We start from the raw sequence: 18,381 nt of genomic DNA on the forward strand, positions 1-18,381 counted from the left end.
GCGCGGGAGCCGGGTCCGGCACAGGCGCGGTTGCCCGGTCATGGGCATTTTGCCGAGTCATGTACGCACGGGCAGCTGTCGCGGGCGCGCCGACGTGGCACGATAATGTGATAAGGATCACCTTGTGAGGTGGTGTGCGTCATGGCCACATCGGAAAAGGCGCCCAGCGCGGGAACCAAACCCGGACTGAAGCGCGAGATCGGCTTCATCGGCCTCATCTGGGCCTCGGAGGGATCGATCATCGGATCCGGGTGGCTGTTCGGCGCTCAGGGCGCCCTGGCCGCGGCCGGGCCGGCGGCGATCATCTCCTGGGCCATCGGCGGCGTGGCGATTCTCATCCTGGCCCTGGTGCACGCCGAGCTCGGCGGAATGTATCCGGTGTCCGGCGGGACCGCCCGCTTCCCGCACTACGCCTATGGCGGCGCCGCCGGCGCCTCCTTCGGCTGGTTCTCCTGGCTGCAGGCCGCCACGGTGGCTCCCATCGAAGTGCTGGCCATGATCACGTACGGCCAGCACTACTCCTGGGCGCACGGCTGGGAGAAGATCAAGGGCGGGGAGCACGTCCTGACCGGGTCCGGCATCGCCGTCGCGGTCGGACTGATGGCGGTCATCACGGCGATCAACTTCCTCAGCATCCGGTTGCTGGCCCGCACCAACAGCGCGGCGACCTGGTGGAAGGTCGGCGTCCCCCTGCTGACGATCTTCGTCTTCGCCATCGCCACGTTCCACACGGGCAACTTCACCGCGGCCGACGGATTCAACCCCTACGGCGCCAAAGGCATCCTGTCCGCCGTCTCGACCAGCGGCATCATCTTCGCCCTGCTGGGCTTCGAGCAGGCCGACCAGCTGGCCGGTGAGAGCGCCCATCCCAAGCGGGACATCCCGCGGGCGGTGATCGGCTCGATCATCCTCGGCATCATCATCTACATCCTCCTGCAGGTCGTCTTCCTGGCCGCACTCCCCGCGAACCAGATCGGCCACACCTGGGCCGACTCCGCGTTCAACGCCCTGAGCGGACCGTTCGCCCAGGTCGCCACGCTCATCAGCCTCGGCTGGCTGGCCACGATCCTCTATCTCGACGCGGTGGTCTCCCCCGCCGGCACCGGCCTGATCTACATCACCGGCTCCTCCCGGGTCTCGTACGGCCTGAGCCGCAACGGCTACGTGCCGTCCGCGTTCGAGAAGACCAACGAGCGCGGTGTCCCCTGGGTCGGTCTGATCACCGCCTTCGTGATCGGCTGCATCTGCTTCCTGCCCTTCCCGAGCTGGCGCTCCCTGGTCGGACTGATCACCAGCGCGAGCGTGCTGATGTACGCGGGCGCACCGCTGTCCTTCGGGGTGTTCCGCAACCGCCTGCCCGACGCCCACCGCCCCTACCGGCTGCCCGGCGGCAGCTGGATGTCGCCGCTCGCCTTCATCGTCGCCAACCTGCTGATCCTCTGGTCGGGCTGGACGACCGACTGGAAGCTCGGCGTCGCCATCCTCATCGGCTACGTCATCCTGGTCGCCAACCGCGTGTTCAAGATGAACCCGATCACCCCGCAGCTGGACCTGCGGGCCGCGCAGTGGCTGCCCGCCTATCTGATCGGCATGGGCCTGATCGTCTACCTGAGCGACTTCGGACCCCTGAAGCACCCGTGGTTCCCGCTGTGGTGGGACATGCTGGTCACCGCCGGCTTCAGCCTCGTCATCTACTACTGGGCCATGGCGGTCGCCCTGCCGGCCGAGAAGATCCAGTACATGATCGACCAGGTCGTCGTCCCCGAGGAGGAAGAGGTCCTCTGACCGGGGCCTTCGGCCGAGTCGGCCGACAGGGCATCGAGCGCGTCAGCAGTCCCGGAACTCCGGTGACTGGTTCAGCACCTGCGACCGCACCGAGGTGAACCGCCCGTACGTCTCGCCGTGCCGTGCCCCCGGCCGGAACGCCGCCACCCGGTGGCAGTTCTGGAAGGCCAGTTCCACGCCGAAGTGGCGTTCCAGGCTGCCGCGGATGGCGTCGCTGGCGAGGGCGCGCAGGAGCTGGCCGCGCTCCTGCTCGGAGGGCGGAGGGGTGTGGTTGTCGGTGAACTCGGCCGTGCCGCCCTTGAGTTCGCCGGCGAGGGAGGCGATCAGGGCGTAGGCGTACGGGAGGGACGTGCGGACCGTGTCCACGAAGTCCTCCTCGCGGATGTCACCGGACTCGGCTTCGGCGAGGAGCTTCGGGGAGACGTCGAGAGACATGAAAAGGGGCGTCCGTTCCAAGAGGTGGGGGAGTGCTTCACGGGGGATGGTCAGGTGAGCGCCGTCGGGCCCGGTACGAACTCCGGGTCCACCTGGCCGGCCAGGTCCAGGCCGGTCGCCTCGTCCGCCCACGCGCGGGCATTGCGCAGGTGGAACTCGACGGCGTGGCGGTGGAGAGCGGGCCAGTCCCTGGGGTGGGCGTCGACGGTCTCGCGCAGGATGTTCAGGGCGTGGCGGTTGTGCGGCTCGAGGGCGTCCAACCCGCCTTCGGCGCGGCCCTGTTCGGCCGCCCGCACCCAGGGGGAGTGGACCAGGTGGGTCAGCAGGTCGTCGCCCACCTGCTCCTTGAGGAACAGCAGGTCGTCCTCGCCCGTCACCTTGTTGCCGATCACGGCGATGCGGATCCCGAACTCGCGGGCGTGGTCGCGGTACTGGCGGTAGACGGAGACGCCCTTGCGGGTCGGTTCCGCCACCAGGAACGTGATGTCGAACCGCGTGAACAGGCCCGAGGCGAAGGCGTCCGCGCCCGCCGTCATGTCGACGACCACGTACTCGCCGGGGCCGTCGACCAGGTGGTTGAGGTAGAGCTCGACGCCGCCCAGCTTGGAGTGGTAGCAGGCCACCCCGAGGTCGCTCTCGTCGAACTCGCCCGTCACCATCAGCGGTACGTCGCCCACGCGCCGGACGTGGCGGGCGTGGAGTTCGTCGTCGCCGAGGAGGCGCAGGAGGCGGGAGCCGCGCCCGGGCGGGGTCGTCTTGATCATCGCCTCGCGGGAGGCGATGCGCGGGTTGGCGCCCCGCAGATAGTCCTTGATCTCGGGCAGGTGGGCGCCCAGGGGCGGGGCGTCCAGATGGTCTTCGTCGTGTCCCAGCGCCTCGGCCAGGTGCTGGTTGATGTCGCCGTCGATGGCGAGTACCGGCGCGCCGGAGCGGGCCAGATGACGGGTGAAGAGCGCGGAGAGGGTGGTCTTGCCGCTGCCGCCCTTGCCGACGAACGCGACCCGCATTACCGGGCCGACCTCATTTTGAAAATGAATGTCATGTGGCTAGGTTTTAGGCAGGTTCCGACGGTCTGTCAAATCGGGACACGCTGCCGGTACCCGCCCGAGGCGTGAGGGTCGTTCAGGACGCCACCGTCTCGCGTTCCGACTCCAGGTCCAGCATCTCCTCCACCTCGCCGTCCTGGACCCGCGAGGTCCGCCGCAGCCACAGGACGTCACGGCCGAAGGACCAGATCAGCGAGCCCAGGGCCAGTACGACGACCCCGAGGGTGGCCATGGGGGGCAGGTAGCCCGAGGCCGCCAGGAGGAGGCAGATGCCCTGCATGGCCGCGACCGTCTTGCGGGCCGTGCTCGGCGGCAGGGATGCGTTCAGCCACGGCCAGACGCGGGCCGCGGCGACGAAGGCGTAGCGCATGCCGCCGATGAGCAGGACCCACGGGCCGAGCTGCATGGAGACGTAGACGCTCAGCACCAGGATCAGGAACGCGTCGACCTCCATGTCGAAGCGGGCGCCCAGGGGGGTGGACGTGTTGGTGGCGCGGGCGACCTTGCCGTCGACGCCGTCCAGGATGAGGGCCACCGCCGTGAGGCCGACGAGGGCGGTGACCGGCGGGGAGCTCTCGAAGGAGTCCGCGACCAGGGCCGTCACACCCCCCACCAGGGTCGCCCGGCCGAGCGTCACGCGGTTGGCCGGGCCGAACGAGCGCGGCCGGGTGCGGTGCAGTGCCCGCGAGAGCACCGCCCACATGGCGACGGCGAAGACGAGGCCGGTCAGCCAGCCCGCCGGCCCCATGCCGATCGCCGTGCCGAGCAGGGCCAGCAACAGGATCTGAACGCCCGCTCCCACAGCGGTCTCCTGCTGGACCAGCCTTGCGTCGTAAGTGTTGTTCAGGGCCACCGCACACCCTCCGGCCGAATGACAAAGTCGATCAACGCCGCGTACTGTGCGCGGCCTGTGCACACCTCGGTACGTGAACAACTTCCCGATCGTTCAGGAGGAGGCCGGATGAACCGCATCGCACGCGCGTTCTGGCTGAGTCGTCCGGGTCTCGGCGAGATCCGGAGCGTCGACCTGCCCGAACCCGCTCAGGGCGAGGTGCTGGTGCGCTCGCTCTTCTCCGGGGTCAGCCGCGGCACGGAGACGCTCGTCTTCCGCGGCGGCGTTCCGGAGAGTCAGCACGCGGCCATGCGAGCGCCTTTCCAGGAGGGCGAGTTCCCCGCACCTGTGAAGTATGGCTACCTCAGTGTCGGCAGGGTGGAGGAGGGGCCCGAGGAGCTGGTCGGGCGCACGGTTTTCTGTCTGTATCCGCACCAGACGCGGTATGTGGTGCCGGTTTCGGCCGTTACGGTCGTGCCGGACACCATTCCTGCCGAGCGGGCCGTCCTCGCCGGGACCGTGGAGACCGCCGTGAACGCCCTGTGGGACGCCGCCCCGCTGGTCGGTGACCGGATCGCGGTGGTCGGCGGCGGCATGGTCGGCTGCTCGGTGGCCGCCCTGCTGGCCCGCTTCCCGGGCGTACGCGTGCAACTCGTCGACGCCGACCCGGCCCGCGCCAAGACCGCCGAGGCCCTGGGAGTCGACTTCGCGCTGCCCGAGGACGCGCTCGGGGAAAGGGACCTGGTGGTGCATGCCAGTGCCACCGAGCAGGGCCTCGCGCGGGCCCTGGAACTCCTGGCCGCCGAAGGCACCGTCGTCGAACTGAGCTGGTACGGCGACCGCAGGGTGAGCCTCCCGCTCGGCGAGGCCTTCCACTCCCGGCGGCTGGCGATCCGCAGCAGCCAGGTCGGTACCGTCTCCCCGGCCCGCGCCAACCGCAGCTACGCCGACCGGCTCGCCCTCGCCCTCGACCTGCTCGCCGACCCGGCACTCGACGCACTCATCACAGGGGAAAGCGCGTTCGAGGATCTGCCGGAGGTGATGCCCCGGCTGGCCAACGGCGAGATTCCCGCGCTGTGTCACCGTGTGAGGTACCCCGAAACGGTCTGACCTGAGAAAAGAGTGAGACTCGGCTGAACGGGGGGAAGCGAAGAGCCGTACTACACGGCATCCTCCGGCGGTCAACGGCCGGAGGACCAGACGCGCCGCACCTGGAGGGTCGTCCGTTGTTCAGTGTCACCGTCCGCGATCACATCATGATCGCCCACAGCTTCCGCGGCGAGGTCTTCGGACCCGCGCAGCGCCTGCACGGAGCGACGTTCCTGGTGGACGCCACGTTCCGGCGCGAGCAGCTGGACGACGACAACATCGTCGTCGACATCGGACTCGCCACCCAGGAACTCGGTGCTGTCGTCAGCGAGCTGAACTACCGCAACCTCGACAACGAGCCCGAGTTCGCAGGCGTCAACACCTCCACGGAGTTCCTGGCCAAGGTGATCGCCGACCGGCTCGCCGAGCGGATCGAGAAGGGCGCGCTGGGCGAGGGCGCCAAGGGCATCGCGGGCCTCTCGGTGACCCTGCACGAGTCGCACATCGCCTGGGCGAGTTACGAGCGTGCGCTGTGACCGACGTGACCTTGGAGAAGGCCCCGGGGGAGGCGGAGATGCCGTCGCTCAGCTATGTGCCCGTGCAGCACTCCGCCCTGAAGAACGCCGAGATCATCCCCATGTCCCTGCGCTCCGTGCACTTCGTCATGCCGGGCGGCGTCGACGACCCGGCCGCGCCGAGCGGCGGCAACGCCTATGACCGGCGCGTCAGCCTGGACCTGCCCGGCTTCGGCTGGCAGGTGCACAAGCACGCCGTGGCCGGCGAGTGGCCCCGGCCGGGGGCGGCGGCCCGTGCGGAACTCGCGCGGACACTGCGGGAGTTGCCGGACGGGACGGTCGTCCTGCTGGACGGGATCGTCGCCTGCGGGGTCCCCGAGATCGTCGTACCGGAGACGGAGCGGCTGAACCTCGCGGTCCTCGTGCATCTTCCGCTCGGCGACGAGCGGGGCCTGGAGCCCGCCGTGGCCGCCGAGTTGGACGCCAAGGAGCGTGACGTGCTGCGGGCCGTGCCCGCCGTGATCGCCACCAGCGACTGGGCGGTCCGCCGCCTCGTCGCCCACCACGGCCTCGCCCCCGAGCGGGTGCACGTCGCCGCCCCCGGTGCCGACATCGCGCCCCTCGCCTCCGGCACCGACGGCGTCTCCCGGCTGCTGTGCGTGGCGTCGGTGACCCCGCGCAAGGGGCAGCACCGGCTGGTGCAGGCGCTGGCCGCGGCGGCCGACCTGCCGTGGAGCTGTGTGTGCGTCGGAGGGCTCGGGCACGACCCCGAGTACGTCGCCCAGCTGCGGCTGCTGATCAAGGAGCACGGTCTGGAGGACCGCATCCACCTTGCCGGCCCGCAGGCCGGTGCCGAGCTCGACGCCACCTACAACGCGGCGGATCTCATGGTCCTCACCTCGTACGCGGAGACGTACGGCATGGCGGTGACGGAGGCCCTCGCGCGCGGCATCCCCGTGCTGGCCACGGATGTCGGCGGTCTCCCGGAGGCGGTCGGACGCGCCCCCGACGGCGGTGTCCCCGGCATCCTCGTGCCGCCGGAGGACCCCGCCGCCCTCGCCGCCGAACTGCGCGGCTGGTTCGGCGAGGCCGACGTACGACGCCGGCTGAAGGCCGCGGCCCGGGGCCGGCGGGCCGCCCTGGACGGATGGGCCACCACGGCCCGAAGCCTTGCCGGAGTACTGGGCCGGCTGCCGAGCGAGCCCAGGAGGGCGGCATGAACAGGACGGCACAGATCAGCGAGAAGATTCCGGCGCAGCCCGGACCGCGCAACGCCTCCGAGACGGATGACTCCGTGATACCCGGCGCGGGCCCCGCCCCGCGCCCCGGCGAGCGCGCCACCGTGCGGCTGCGGGACACGGGCGCCGAGGAACCGCCTCGCTACGCGCCCGAGTGGCTGGAGCTGCGCGAACCCGCCGACGCCGCGGGGCGGGCACACGACCTGCTCGACCCGCTGCGGATCCGGCTGGCCAATCTGCCGGGCAAGGCCGGTCTGGTCATCCACGACCTGGGCTGCGGCACCGGCTCGATGGGCCGCTGGCTCGCACCCCGCCTGGACGGTCCCCAGCACTGGGTCCTGCACGACCGCGACCCGTACCTGCTGCACTTCGCGGCCGTCGCCTCCCCGCGCTCCGCCGCCGACGGCAGCCGGGTCACGGTGGAGACACGCCGCGGCGATGTCGCCCGGCTCACCCCGGACGCCCTCGCCGGCGCCTCGCTGGTGACGGCCTCCGCGCTCCTCGACGTCCTCACCCGCGAGGAGATCGAGACCCTCGCCGCCGCCTGCACCGGGGCCGGCTGCCCCGCCCTGCTGACGCTCTCGGTGGCCGGACGCGTGGAACTCACGCCGTCCGACCCGATGGACGAGGAGCTCACCGAGGCGTTCAACGCGCACCAGCGCCGCGGCGGCCTGCTCGGCCCGGACGCGATCACGGTGGCCTGCGAGGCCTTCTCGGAGCGGGGCGCGACGGTACGGGTCAACCCCAGCCCCTGGCGCCTCGGCCCCGAGGAGGCCGCGCTGACGGCCCAGTGGCTGCGCGGCTGGGTGGGCGCGGCCGTGGAGGAACGCCCCGAGCTGAAGGCCCGTGCAGAACGGTATCTGCGGGACCGCCTGGCCGCCTGCGAGGCGGGCGAACTCCACGTCGTGGTCCACCACAGCGACCTGCTGGCACTGTCCCGGCCGACGGGCGGCGCGTCATGAGCGTGGAGACGGTGCGGGCACACGTGGTGCGAGCCGACCTGCGCGGCGCCGTGGCGGCCGGGCGCGGTGTGGATGTCGTGTCCGGGGCGCCGACCGGCGTCGGCCTGGAGACGCGGACCGAATGCGCAGTTCGCCCGGCAGCGGCGGGTGCGGACGGCGGTGCCGCCTCCGTCGCGGTCGAGGTATGGGCGGACGGCGCGCCCTGCCTCGCCGCGCGGGACGCGGCGCTGCGGACGCGGGCGGATGTACTCGCGTCCGCCCCACCCGTGGGTCCCGCCGTCTCCGAGGCCCGTATCGGCGTGATCGTCTCCGCGGCCCGGCCCGAGTCGGCCGCCGCGCGGACGCCCTGGTGGCGTGCCATGGTGTCCCGTCTCAACTCCCGTGCCGTGCGGACCCACTTCGGTACCGTCGCCGGCGCCGTCATCCTCGGGGCGCTGCTGTGGCGCCTCGGTACCGGGGTGCTGCTGGACGGGCTGCGGCGGATCGACCTGCCGACGCTGCTGGTGGCGCTGGGGATCGGAGTGGTCACCACCGTGCTCAGCGCGTGGCGTTGGGCGCTGGTGGCGCGGGGGCTGCGGATCCGGCTGCCGCTCGGGGCGGCCGTGGCCGACTACTACCGGGCACTGTTCCTGAACGCGGCCCTGCCCGGCGGTGTCCTCGGCGATGTGCACCGGGCGGTACGGCACGGGCAGAGCGCCGGTGACATGGGGCGCGGCGTGCGCTCGGTGGTCCTGGAACGGGTCTCGGGGCAGGTCGCGCTGACCGCCGTCGGCGGGGCCGTGCTGCTGACGATGCCGTCCCCCGTGCTCGCCGAGACCCGCCACTTCGCGCCGCTGGTCGGCCTCGCGGCGGTGGGCGCGCTCGCCGTCATGGTGGCGCTGCGGATGAACCGGACGCCCTCCCGCCGCGGGCGGGCGCTGCGCGCGACGCTCGCCGAGGCGCGCGAGGGGCTGCTGTCGCGCCGCAACTGGCCGGGTGTCGTCGTCTCGTCGGTGCTCGTCCTGGCCGGCCACATCGCGATGTTCGTGCTGGCCGCGCGGGTCGCCGGCTCCGGCGCCTCGGTCGCCGCGCTGCTGCCGCTCGCGGTCCTCGCGCTGATCGCGATGGGCCTGCCGCTGAACGTCGGCGGCTTCGGCCCCCGCGAGGGCGTCGCCGCCTGGGCGTTCGGAGCGGCCGGACTGGGCGCGAGCAGCGGGGTGGCCGTCTCCGTGGTGTACGGGGTGCTCAGCTTCGTGGCGGCCCTGCCCGGCCTCGCCGTCCTCGTCGCCCGCTGGTACACGGGCCTGCGGGCAGGCTCCGCGGCGGCCGCCCCGGAACCCGCCCGCGAACCCGACTACCCGCGTGCGCTGCCGGCCTCACCCGTTTCCCGGGTTTCCGTGCCGGAATCGTCCGCCGAGGTGAGGAGTGAGAAATACGCTCCGAAGGAATCCGCCAGGGCGGCGAGCAGTTCCTTCCCCTTTTCCGCGGAACCGAGCGAAGGGCGTCCGATGACGCCCGAATCGGTATAGCCGGACATCCCGAGGGTGAGCAGATGACGCCGGTCGTCCGCGACGAAATCGGAGGCCTCATAACCGGGGCGGAGCAATTCCGGGTGAGCGTGCAGAAGGATGGAGGTCTCGATTTCTCCCGCGTGCATGTCGGTCAGCAGCGAGGTGGTCACCCCCGCCCGCTGCCGCGCCGCTTCCCAGTCCTCCGCGGCAGGGAACAGTGCCATGCGCTCGCCGCGGGCGGAGGATTCCTGAACGACGTTGCCCAGTACGTAGTTTCCGCCGTGCCCGTTGACCACCACCAGGACGTCGACGCCGGAGCGGCGCAGCGACTGTGCGATGTCACATACCACCGCGTGAAGGGTCACGGAGGAGATGCTGACGGTGCCGGGCCAGGCCGCGTGCTCGTGCGAGCAGGAGATCGTCACCGGCGGAAGGAGGTGCACCGGGTACGCCTCCGCGATCTCCCGGGCCACCGCGCAGGCGACGAGCGTGTCGGTCGCCAGCGGAAGGAACGGACCGTGCTGCTCGAAGCTCCCGACCGGAAGGACGGCGACCTGCGTTGAGACACCCGCCGCCCTGGTCCGTACCTCTTCCGTAGTGTCCGCCGGCACCAGCCCGTATGCCGCCGTACGCGCGCCCGAACCACTCATTTCTTCACGGCCTTTCGTCTCTGCTTAGGAATCAGATCATGACAGATAAAATCGGCGTCCTCGGCAAGAAGTCCCCACAGCGCACGGGCGTGGAGCGGATTGTGAATGCCCCACTGCCCACGGTGTACGGGCAATTCCGGGCGGTGGGTTACATGGATCACGATCGCGGCGACGAGCAAGTGGCCCTCGTCCACGGTGACATCGGCACGGACGGCGTTCTCACCCGGCTGCATTCCGAGTGCCTGACCGGCGACGCGTTCGGCTCCCAGCACTGCGAGTGCGGCGACCAGCTCGCCTCCGCGCTGAAGGCCGTCGTCGCCGAAGGCAGCGGCATAGTCGTCTACTTGAGGGGCCACGAGGGCCGCGGCATCGGTCTGCTCGCCAAGCTGCGGGCGATGGCGCTGCAGGCGGAGGGCCTGGACACCGTCGAGGCGAACCTCGCCCTGGGGCTGCCGGTGGACGCCCGCGACTACGGCGTCGCCGCCAAGATCCTTCAGGACCTGGGCGTGAACTCGGTGCGCCTGATGTCCAACAACCCGCGCAAGCAGGAGGCGTTGGTGCGGCACGGCATCCAGGTGGCGGAGACCGTCCCGCTGCTGATCCCGCCGTGCGAGAGCAACATCACCTATCTGCGCACCAAGCGGGAGCGGCTCGACCACGTCCTGCCGCATCTGGACGCGGTGGCCCACCTGTCCTGAGCAGGATCGGACATCACCTCGCCGACCCCGCCCGTCGGCGAGGTGATCCGTCCGCGGCCCCGGGGAACGGTCAGTCCGCGACCGCCTCGTGGACCAGCCGCTTGAGGTCCGGGAAGAGCCTGAGTGACGACTTCGGCCGGACCTGCGTCATGAACTGCACGGTGAGATCGCGGCTGGGATCCACCCAGAAGGTCGTCGTCGCCACCCCGCTCCAGCCGAACGTGCCCGGGCCGGAGGGCGCCTGGGTGCGGTCGGGGTCGATGACGACGGAGACGCCGAGGCCGAAGCCCACGCCGTCGTTGCCGGGCTCGTCGTGGGCCGGGCGGCTGCCGAAGGCGCGCAGGTCGGCGCCGCCGGGCAGCTGGTTGCTGGTCATCAGGCCCACCGTCTCGGGGGACAGGAGGCGGACGCCGTCGAGCTCGCCGCGGCGGCGCAGCAGCTCCATGAAGCGGTGCACGTCGTACGCGGAGGCCACCAGCCCGCCGCTGCCGGACAGGAAGCGGGGCCGCCCGCGCAGCGGCAGCCCGGCGATCGGCTCGATGCCGCCGGCGTCGGTCTCGCCGTACAACTCGGAGAGCCTCGGGGCCTGTTCGTCGGTGACGCAGAACCCGGCGTCGGTCATGCCGAGCGGGCCGAGGACGCGCTCGGTGAGGAAGACGTCGAGCGGCTGCCCGGAGACGACCTCGATCACCCTGCCGAGCACATTGGTGGCGACCGAGTAGTTCCACTCGGTGCCCGGCTCGAACTGCAGCGGCAGGCGCGCGTACGCGTCGACGGTCCCGGCCAGGTCCGAGCCCGGCAGTACGGCCGAGTCGAGGCCCGCCTCGCGGTAGAGGGCGTCGACGGGGTGCTGGTGGTAGAAGGCGAAGGTCAGACCCGCGGTGTGGGTCAACAGGTGCCGGATCAGCGGGGGCTGGGCCGCGGGGCGGGTCCGCAGGCCGGCGCCGGATCCGCCCTCGTAGACCTGGGGGTCCTGGAAGGCCGGGAGGTGGCGGGCGACCGGGTCGTCGAGCGAGAGGCGGCCCTCCTCCACCAGTATCAGCGCGGCGACCGAGGTGACCGGTTTGGTCATGGAGTAGATCCGCCACAGGGTGTCCGCCTCGACGGGCAGTCCCGCCGCGATGTCGCGCAGGCCGTGGGTGGTGAGGTGGGCGACGCGTCCGCCGCGGGCCACGGCCACCAGGTAGCCGGGCAGGCGTCCCTCGTCGACGTAGTGGGCGAAGTGCTGGTCGAGGCGGTCCAGCGCCTTGGCGTCCAGCCCGGCCTCACCCGGGTCGACCTCTTGTCGCAGTTGTGCCATCGCTCTCCTCCGAAACGCGCTCCGCTGTGAGTGCCGCGAACGGGCCGCACATCGTCTGCGGCACCGTCGTGGCTGGTCGCCCCCACGCGGCGGAGCCGCATGATGATACGGCCCCGCGCCCCTTCAGAGGCGTGCTGAACCACAGCGGACCTTGCCTGTTCTGCCGGGTCTCATCGTCGCTCAGGAACGCCGGCGATGGCCCCCTGTTGACCATGATTGATCGTTTCGGCGGAACGTTCCGGCAGCGCGCGGCCCGCCACCGCCCCCGCCACGGCGACCACGGCGAGGACGAGCAGAGGCAGCCCGTGCCCGTGGCCGAGCCCCATCAGCGTCGTCGCGGCGGCCACGCCCAGCACCGGGCCGACGTTCATCGCGGTCTGCTGCAAGCCGCCCGCCACCCCGGCCGACCCGACGGCGGCCTGGCGTACGACGACATGGGTGGCCGCCACCATCACCGTGCCGAACCCCGCCCCCACCAGCGCGAACCCGGTGCAGAGGCCGACCGTGCCCGCGGCCCGGCCCAGCACCAGGATCCCGGCGGCCAGGACGGCCATCGCGGTCATGGTCGTACGGCGGGCCCCGGCCCGGCGCAACAGCACCGCGCACCCCGGTGCGGCGACGATCATCAGTGCCGCGAGCGGCAGGCTGAGCAGGGCCATGTGCACCGGGTCGAGGCCCAGCGTGTCCTGGAGCAGGAAGGTGGCGACGAACAGCGTGCCGTTCAGGGCGGCCGACGCGGCGACCAGAATGCCGAGCGCGGAGCTGACGGCCGGCGACCGCACGATGTCCGGCGGCACCAGCGGACTCGCGGTCCGCCGCTCATGCCGTACGAAGGCGGCGCCCGCGACCACGGCCGACACCAGCCCGAGCGCGCTCCCCGTCGTCCATCCGCCGTCCGGCAGCGCGACCAGGGTGTGGACCAGACAGGCCAGGGTCACCGCGAGCAGGACCGCGCCGGGCACGTCCAGGCGGGCCGAGGACCGCCGAGGACGCGCACCGCGCAGTGTCAGCCCGAGCAGGCCGAAGACGAGTGCCGGTACGACGTTGAGGAAGAACACCGCCCGCCAGCCCGGCCCGGCCACCAGCGCTCCGCCCAGCACGGGCCCCGCCGCGGCCGCCACCCCGATCGCGCCGGCCCGCACGGCGATCGGCATCCGCAGCCGGTCCGGCGGGAACGCGGCCCGCAGCATCCCCAGTGTGGCGGGCTGCAACAGCGCCCCGAACACACCTTGCAGGACCCGCAGACCGATCACCCAGCCGACCCCGGGTGCCAGACCGATGCCCGCCGACGTCGCCCCGAAGCCCAGCATTCCCAGGGCGAAGAGACGTTGATGCCCGTACCGGTCGCCGAGCCGCCCGGAGAACACCAACAGGCCCGCCACCGCGATGAGATACCCGGTGCTGGTCCACTGGACCTGGGAGAAGGACGCGCCCAGGTCGCGTTGCAGGGTGGGCTGCGCGACGGTGAGGACCGTGCCGTCCAGGGCGACGATCACCGCGCCGACCACGCTGCACGTCAGCGTCAGCGCGCGGTGCCCGCTCACGCGCCCTCGCCCAGGTGCGCATCCAGTGCCGATCGCAGCAGAGGCGCGAAGTCGTCGGCGCCCGTGGCGAGTTGGAGGCTGCCCCAGCCCCACAGCTGGGCGATGCCGTGCAGGTTCGCCCAGAGCGCGCCCGCGACGACCCGGGCGTCCGCATCGGGCCGGATCCGCCCGACCAGCTCCACCAGACGCCCGAACAGCGGCAGACTGGTGTCACGCAGACCCAAGTGCCCGCTCGCCAGCAGGTCATGACGGAACATCAACTCGTACATGCCGCGGCTGTCGACGGCGAACTCCAGGTAGACCCGTCCCAGGGCCGCCAGCTGCTCGCGTGGGGGTGCCGTGCCGTCGCCGGTCGCGGCCGACGCCCGCTCGGCCAGGTCGGCGAAGCCGCGGCGGGCGATGGCGGACAGCAGCTCCAGGTGGGTGGGGAAGTAGCGGCGGGGCGCGCCGTGCGAGACGCCCGCCCGGCGCGCGATCTCCCGCAGGGTCAGCGCCTGCGCACCTTCGCTTGCGACCAGATCCACGCCGACATCGACCAGCCGGTCCCGTAGCCCACTCTCCGACGTATCCATAGACACTGTCTACCAGTCGGACGTAGACAGTGTCTACCCAGGAATGGACGGTGGGGAATGCGCAGATCGGTCCCGCTGGTTGATCCCCGTATGACTCACGACACACTGCTCGAGCTGCTCTCCGACGAGCGCGGCGGCGTACTGGTCACCCTCAAGCAGGACGGCCGGCCCCAGCTGTCGAACGTCAGCCACCACTACTACCCGGACGAGGGCATCCTCCGGATCTCCGTCACCGACGACCGGGCCAAGACCCGCAATCTGCGCCGGGACGCGCGGGCCTCGTACCACGTGTCCACCCCGGACCGCCGCGCCTACACGGTCGTCGAGGGCACCGCCGAGCTCGCGCCCGTCGCGAAGGACCCGCAGGACGAGACGGTGGAGGAGCTGATCCGCCTGTACCGCGACGTCCTGGGCGAGCACCCGGACTGGGACGACTACCGTGCCGCGATGGTCCGCGACCGACGCCTGGTGGTGCGGCTGAAGGTGGAGCGGGCTTACGGCATTCCCAAGGGCGCCAACCGGGGCTGAGAGGGCACGGGCCCGTCCGGCGGATCGGGAGCCCGTGCCGGATGATGCCCTGTCGTGTTCGGCCGCTGCGGCCAGGGTTGATCACCGCGAGTGACAGGCCGAACGGCGGGGCACGGAAGACGGGGAGCGCACGGCATGGTGGATCCGGTTTCGCCGGGCGCCATCGGCGCGGTGCTCGGAGCCGTCGGATCGGGCATGGCGAACGAGGCCGGCACGTGGGCGTGGGAGTCGGCCGGCGCTCTGGTCCGCCGCATCGCCGGGGGCGAGGTGACGGCTCCCACCAACCCGGCCAACTCGACGACATGGCCCGCCTGGTGCACGAGTGGCTACAGGGGGATCCTCGACTGGCCGGGTCAATGTCGGTCCGCGCACTCCGGCCGCCCCTGAATCCGGCCGGAGCGCGCGGAGGTCCCTCATGATTACCGCAGTGCGCGCAATGCCTCAACAGGGCCTAGGTCTTGGGGCGCAGGGCGGACGACCGATGGTTCGGGGATCACGGACTGCCTAGGCTGCGAGCAAAGATGCCGCAACTCAGGAAGAGGTCATGATGCCGGTCGACGGCCGCAGCCACATCCGTATCGCCCGCCTGTCCCGGGACCTCGCCGCCGCCGAGCGGTTCTGGGCGCAGGGGCTCGGGCTGAGGGTGGTGTGGCGGGCGGAGGGCGGTTCCGAACCCGGCGAGCACGACCTGCTGATGCTCGGCTGGCCGGACGCGGGCTGGCATCTGGAGCTCGTCCATGAACCCGTTCGGCCCGTCGAGCCCCGGCCCACCGAGGAGGACCTTCTCGTCGTCTACGTCGACGGGCCGGTGCCCGAAGAGCTGGTGGGCCGGCTGGAGGAGCACGGCGGCAAGCGGGTGCCGTCTCCCAATCCGTACTGGAACCAGTGGGGCGTCACGATCGAGGACCCGGACGGCTACCGGCTGGTGCTGTGCGAGCGGGGCTGGTCGAACGCCTGATCAGGCTCCGGCCGCGGTCGCGCTGTCAGTGGTGCGCAGTACGGTCCTTGCATGGCAGCCACCTTCGATCTCACGCTCGACTGCGCGGACGCGCAGCTCCTTGCCGGGTTCTGGAAGACGGCGCTCGGCTATGTCGACGAGCCGCCGCCCGCACCCTTCACCACCCGCGAGGAGTGGCTCGCCCAGTTCGACCTGCCGGACGACGACTCGGCGGACGACGGCGCGTGGCTCTGCGATCCCGACGGCGTGGGTCCCCGGCTGTCCATCCTCGGGGTGCCCGAGCCCAAGACGGCGAAGAACCGCCTCCACATCGACGTCCGGGTGCCGGGAGACGGCAGTCCCGACGAGCGGTGGGCCCGCATACGGGCCGAGTCCGAGCGCCTCGCGCAGGCGGGCGGGAGTGTCCTGGCGGAGTTCGACGGACACCACATCGTCATGGCCGACCCGGAGGGCAACGAGTTCTGCGTGGCCGCGGCCCCCGCATGACCGACCGCGCGCCGCCCTTGCCGTGCCCCGGCCCGGGGACCTAGCCTCCGCGCGTGATCAATGGTGCACATGTGGTGATCTACACCCGCGACGCCGAGGCGGACCGGGCCTTCTTCCGGGACGTCCTCGGCTGGGCGCACGTCGACGCCGGGCACGGCTGGCTCATCTTCAGGGCGCCGCCCGCCGAGGTCGCCTTCCACCCGGCCGAGGGCGAGCCGTCGCACGAACTGATGCTGATGTGCGACGACCTCGACGCGACGACCGCCGAACTCACCGAGAAGGGCGTGGAGTTCACGCGGCCCCTGGAGGAGGCCCGCTGGGGCCGGGTGACCGGCTTCCGGCTACCGGGCGGCGGCGAGGTCGGCCTCTACGAGCCGCGGCACCCGCGAGCCTAGGGCCGCGGACAGCGTCGCGGCCGCGGTGCGAGGCACGCGGCGGGTGACCTGAGGGCGTGGCCGGACGCCGGCCTCCGGCGCCGTAGCCGCGCTGCTGCCGCGGCCCGGCGTGGACGAGACCTGCGGCCGGTGGTGGATCCCCGCCAAGCCGGAGGCACTGGCGGAGGAGGCTGCCTCCGTGGCGGCACACGGCCGGCGGGGGCGGGCCCGGTCGGGGTGGGTGGCCGGTGCGGTGGTGTTCGCGCGGGTCCGGTGGGGGTGTCTCGCCCTGGTGGGTGGGTGAGGTGGCCGTGATCGACGGCTCGGCGGGGGCGGGCAGCGCGGCGGGCCCGGTCGGGGTGGGTGGCCGGTGCGGTGGCGTTCGCGCGGGTCCGGGGGTGTCACGCCCTGGTGGGTGGGTGAGGTGGCCGTGAGCGTGGGGCGGGCATGCGGAACCCCCGGGCGCCGGAACGGTGTCCGGGGCCCGGGGGCGTGTGGGGGGTGCCGTCAGGCGGTGACCGTCTCCGGCTGTGACGCACCTTCGGCGGTCCTCTCGCCCAGGTGCTCTGTCGGGGTCTTGTGGGTCTCTCGGGCCGAGAGGCCGGTGATGACCGGCGGGACGCAGAGGGCCGCGGTGAACAGGGCGACCGAGGACCAGTCGTTGCCGTCGGGGCCCGCGATCTGCGCGGCGAACGTGACCGCGAAGCCGGCCACGGCGAAGCCGATCTGGGTGCCGATCGCCATGCCGGACAGGCGCACCCGGGTGGAGAACATCTCGCCGTAGAAGGAGGGCCATACGCCGTTCGCGGCGCTGTAGACGATGCCGAAGGCGACGATGCCCAGGACCAGGGTCAGCGGGTAGCTGCCCGTGGAGATCGCCCACAGATAGCCGAACATGGCGAGCGCGCTGCCCGCCGCGCCGATCAGGTACACGGGACGACGGCCGATGCGGTCCGAGAGGGAGGCCCACAGGGGGATCGCGGCGAGGGCGACGAGATTGGCGAGGGCGCCCACCCACAGCATGGAGGAGCGGGACATGCCGACGGAGTCGCTGGTGGCGTAGGCGAGGGCCCAGACCGTGAAGATCGTCGAGACCGAGGCGATGACCGCGCCGCCGATCACCCGCAGCACGTCCATCCAGTGCTCACGCAGCAGCACCGCCAGCGGCAGCTTCACGACACCCTCGCCGGCCGCCTGCTTCGCGAAGGCCGGCGTCTCCGGGAGCTTGCGGCGGATGACGTAGCCGACCACGGCGACCACGACGCTCGCCCAGAACGGAACCCGCCAGCCCCACGACAGCAGCTGGTCCTCGGGGAGCGCGGCCACCGGGATGAAGACCAGGGTGGCGATGAGCTGGCCGCCCTGTGTGCCGCTGAGGGTGAAGCTGGTGAAGAAGCCGCGCCTGTGCGGTGGCGCGTGTTCCAGGGTCATCGAGTTCGCGCTGGCCTGCTCGCCCGCCGCCGAGATGCCCTGCAGAACGCGACAGGCGACCAGCAGGACCGGGGCAAGCGTGCCGACCTGGGCGCGCGTGGGCAGACAGCCGATGAGGAAGGTCGACAGGCCCATCAGGATCAGCGTGAAGACCATGATCTTCTTACGGCCGACACGGTCACCGAAGTGGCCGAGGAAGAGCGCGCCGATCGGGCGTGCCGCGTACGCGACACCGAACGTGGCCAGGGACAGCAGGGTGGCGGTGGCCGGGTCGGACTCGTCGAAGAAGACCTTCGGGAAGATCAGCGCGGCCGCGCTGCCGTAGATGAAGAAGTCGTAGTACTCCAGGGCGCTGCCGATCCAGGCGGCGGTGGCCGCCTTTCTCGGCTGCCCGACGGCTTCGGCGGGGACGGACACGGCTTGCTCCTTCGAGGGAACTCCAACGTAA

19 protein-coding genes and 1 pseudogene are annotated in these 18,381 nt (G+C 71.8%); 12 read left to right on the plus strand and 8 right to left on the minus strand.

Going from position 1 to position 18,381, the window contains the following annotated elements:
• Nucleotides 1–141 precede the first annotated feature (141 nt).
• Complete coding sequence (locus ACWC1K_RS13575; RefSeq protein WP_450831064.1) at nucleotides 142–1,785, plus strand: APC family permease; 1,644 nt, start codon at nucleotides 142–144, stop codon at nucleotides 1,783–1,785.
• Nucleotides 1,786–1,827: 42 nt separating this feature from the next.
• Here ACWC1K_RS13575 and ACWC1K_RS13580 read toward each other — a convergent pair whose 3' ends face one another.
• The 3 genes from ACWC1K_RS13580 to ACWC1K_RS13590 form a co-directional block, all read right to left on the minus strand.
• A complete protein-coding gene (locus ACWC1K_RS13580; RefSeq protein WP_450831066.1) occupies nucleotides 1,828–2,220 on the minus strand; it encodes an SCO5389 family protein in 393 nt (130 codons plus the stop codon).
• Nucleotides 2,221–2,270: 50 nt separating this feature from the next.
• On the minus strand, nucleotides 2,271–3,227 hold the full coding sequence (locus ACWC1K_RS13585) for an ATP-binding protein (RefSeq protein WP_450831067.1): 957 nt from the start codon (nucleotides 3,225–3,227) through the stop codon (nucleotides 2,271–2,273).
• Between the two features lie 115 nt (nucleotides 3,228–3,342).
• Nucleotides 3,343–4,119, minus strand: coding sequence for a CDP-alcohol phosphatidyltransferase family protein (locus ACWC1K_RS13590; protein WP_450831069.1), 777 nt, complete (start codon nucleotides 4,117–4,119; stop codon nucleotides 3,343–3,345).
• Nucleotides 4,120–4,227: 108 nt separating this feature from the next.
• Here ACWC1K_RS13590 and ACWC1K_RS13595 point away from each other — a divergent pair, with 108 nt between their 5' ends.
• From ACWC1K_RS13595 to ACWC1K_RS13615, 5 genes and pseudogenes are all read left to right on the plus strand, one after another.
• On the plus strand, nucleotides 4,228–5,208 hold the full coding sequence (locus tag ACWC1K_RS13595; protein WP_450831071.1) for a zinc-dependent alcohol dehydrogenase: 981 nt from the start codon (nucleotides 4,228–4,230) through the stop codon (nucleotides 5,206–5,208).
• A gap of 116 nt (nucleotides 5,209–5,324) precedes the next feature.
• The gene (locus ACWC1K_RS13600) at nucleotides 5,325–5,723 is read left to right on the plus strand and encodes a 6-pyruvoyl trahydropterin synthase family protein (protein WP_450831072.1); all 399 of its coding nucleotides are present in this window, start codon (nucleotides 5,325–5,327) and stop codon (nucleotides 5,721–5,723) included.
• On the plus strand, nucleotides 5,720–6,922 hold the full coding sequence (locus ACWC1K_RS13605; RefSeq protein WP_450831073.1) for a glycosyltransferase family 4 protein: 1,203 nt from the start codon (nucleotides 5,720–5,722) through the stop codon (nucleotides 6,920–6,922). Before ACWC1K_RS13600 ends, ACWC1K_RS13605 begins: the two co-directional genes overlap by 4 nt.
• Nucleotides 6,919–7,902, plus strand: coding sequence for a class I SAM-dependent methyltransferase (locus ACWC1K_RS13610; protein WP_450831075.1), 984 nt, complete (start codon nucleotides 6,919–6,921; stop codon nucleotides 7,900–7,902). Before ACWC1K_RS13605 ends, ACWC1K_RS13610 begins: the two co-directional genes overlap by 4 nt.
• Before the next feature lie 359 nt (nucleotides 7,903–8,261).
• A pseudogene (locus ACWC1K_RS13615) lies at nucleotides 8,262–9,092 on the plus strand (lysylphosphatidylglycerol synthase transmembrane domain-containing protein); the annotation flags it as partial.
• A 143-nt stretch (nucleotides 9,093–9,235) separates the two neighbouring features.
• Here the strand turns inward: ACWC1K_RS13615 and ACWC1K_RS13620 are convergent.
• Complete coding sequence (locus ACWC1K_RS13620; protein ID WP_450831076.1) at nucleotides 9,236–10,042, minus strand: creatininase family protein; 807 nt, start codon at nucleotides 10,040–10,042, stop codon at nucleotides 9,236–9,238.
• 38 nt (nucleotides 10,043–10,080) lie between these two features.
• On the opposite strand from ACWC1K_RS13620, the gene ribA reads away from it, so the two are divergent.
• Nucleotides 10,081–10,740, plus strand: a complete 660-nt coding sequence (gene ribA, locus ACWC1K_RS13625) for a GTP cyclohydrolase II (RefSeq protein ID WP_365841053.1) — start codon at nucleotides 10,081–10,083, stop codon at nucleotides 10,738–10,740.
• Nucleotides 10,741–10,810: 70 nt separating this feature from the next.
• Here the strand turns inward: ribA and ACWC1K_RS13630 are convergent, their stop codons facing one another.
• The 3 genes from ACWC1K_RS13630 to ACWC1K_RS13640 all read right to left on the minus strand — a co-directional run bounded on the left by ACWC1K_RS13630 (nucleotide 10,811) and on the right by ACWC1K_RS13640 (nucleotide 14,156).
• The gene (locus ACWC1K_RS13630; RefSeq protein WP_450831077.1) at nucleotides 10,811–12,040 is read right to left on the minus strand and encodes a serine hydrolase domain-containing protein; all 1,230 of its coding nucleotides are present in this window, start codon (nucleotides 12,038–12,040) and stop codon (nucleotides 10,811–10,813) included.
• Between the two features lie 170 nt (nucleotides 12,041–12,210).
• The gene (locus ACWC1K_RS13635) at nucleotides 12,211–13,584 is read right to left on the minus strand and encodes an MFS transporter (RefSeq protein WP_450831078.1); all 1,374 of its coding nucleotides are present in this window, start codon (nucleotides 13,582–13,584) and stop codon (nucleotides 12,211–12,213) included.
• On the minus strand, nucleotides 13,581–14,156 hold the full coding sequence (locus ACWC1K_RS13640) for a TetR/AcrR family transcriptional regulator (RefSeq protein ID WP_450831079.1): 576 nt from the start codon (nucleotides 14,154–14,156) through the stop codon (nucleotides 13,581–13,583). Before ACWC1K_RS13640 ends, ACWC1K_RS13635 begins: the two co-directional genes overlap by 4 nt.
• Nucleotides 14,157–14,246: 90 nt before the next feature.
• On the opposite strand from ACWC1K_RS13640, the gene ACWC1K_RS13645 reads away from it, so the two are divergent.
• The 5 genes from ACWC1K_RS13645 to ACWC1K_RS13665 all read left to right on the plus strand — a co-directional run bounded on the left by ACWC1K_RS13645 (nucleotide 14,247) and on the right by ACWC1K_RS13665 (nucleotide 16,523).
• Complete coding sequence (locus tag ACWC1K_RS13645) at nucleotides 14,247–14,684, plus strand: PPOX class F420-dependent oxidoreductase (protein WP_450831081.1); 438 nt, start codon at nucleotides 14,247–14,249, stop codon at nucleotides 14,682–14,684.
• 135 nt (nucleotides 14,685–14,819) lie between these two features.
• Nucleotides 14,820–15,071, plus strand: coding sequence for a hypothetical protein (locus ACWC1K_RS13650; protein ID WP_450831083.1), 252 nt, complete (start codon nucleotides 14,820–14,822; stop codon nucleotides 15,069–15,071).
• Nucleotides 15,072–15,231: 160 nt separating this feature from the next.
• On the plus strand, nucleotides 15,232–15,642 hold the full coding sequence (locus tag ACWC1K_RS13655; protein WP_450831127.1) for a VOC family protein: 411 nt from the start codon (nucleotides 15,232–15,234) through the stop codon (nucleotides 15,640–15,642).
• Nucleotides 15,643–15,693: 51 nt separating this feature from the next.
• Entirely contained in the window at nucleotides 15,694–16,128 is a 435-nt protein-coding gene (locus ACWC1K_RS13660) for a VOC family protein (RefSeq protein ID WP_450831085.1), read from the plus strand.
• A 53-nt stretch (nucleotides 16,129–16,181) separates the two neighbouring features.
• Nucleotides 16,182–16,523, plus strand: coding sequence for a VOC family protein (locus ACWC1K_RS13665; RefSeq protein ID WP_450831086.1), 342 nt, complete (start codon nucleotides 16,182–16,184; stop codon nucleotides 16,521–16,523).
• 486 nt (nucleotides 16,524–17,009) lie between these two features.
• Here the strand turns inward: ACWC1K_RS13665 and ACWC1K_RS13670 are convergent, their stop codons facing one another.
• Nucleotides 17,010–18,350 (minus strand): MFS transporter, encoded by a 1,341-nt coding sequence (locus tag ACWC1K_RS13670; protein ID WP_450831088.1) that lies wholly within the window; start codon nucleotides 18,348–18,350, stop codon nucleotides 17,010–17,012.
• Between the last annotated feature and the right edge of the window lie 31 nt (nucleotides 18,351–18,381).

The organism is Streptomyces sp. NPDC001492 (assembly GCF_053597275.1).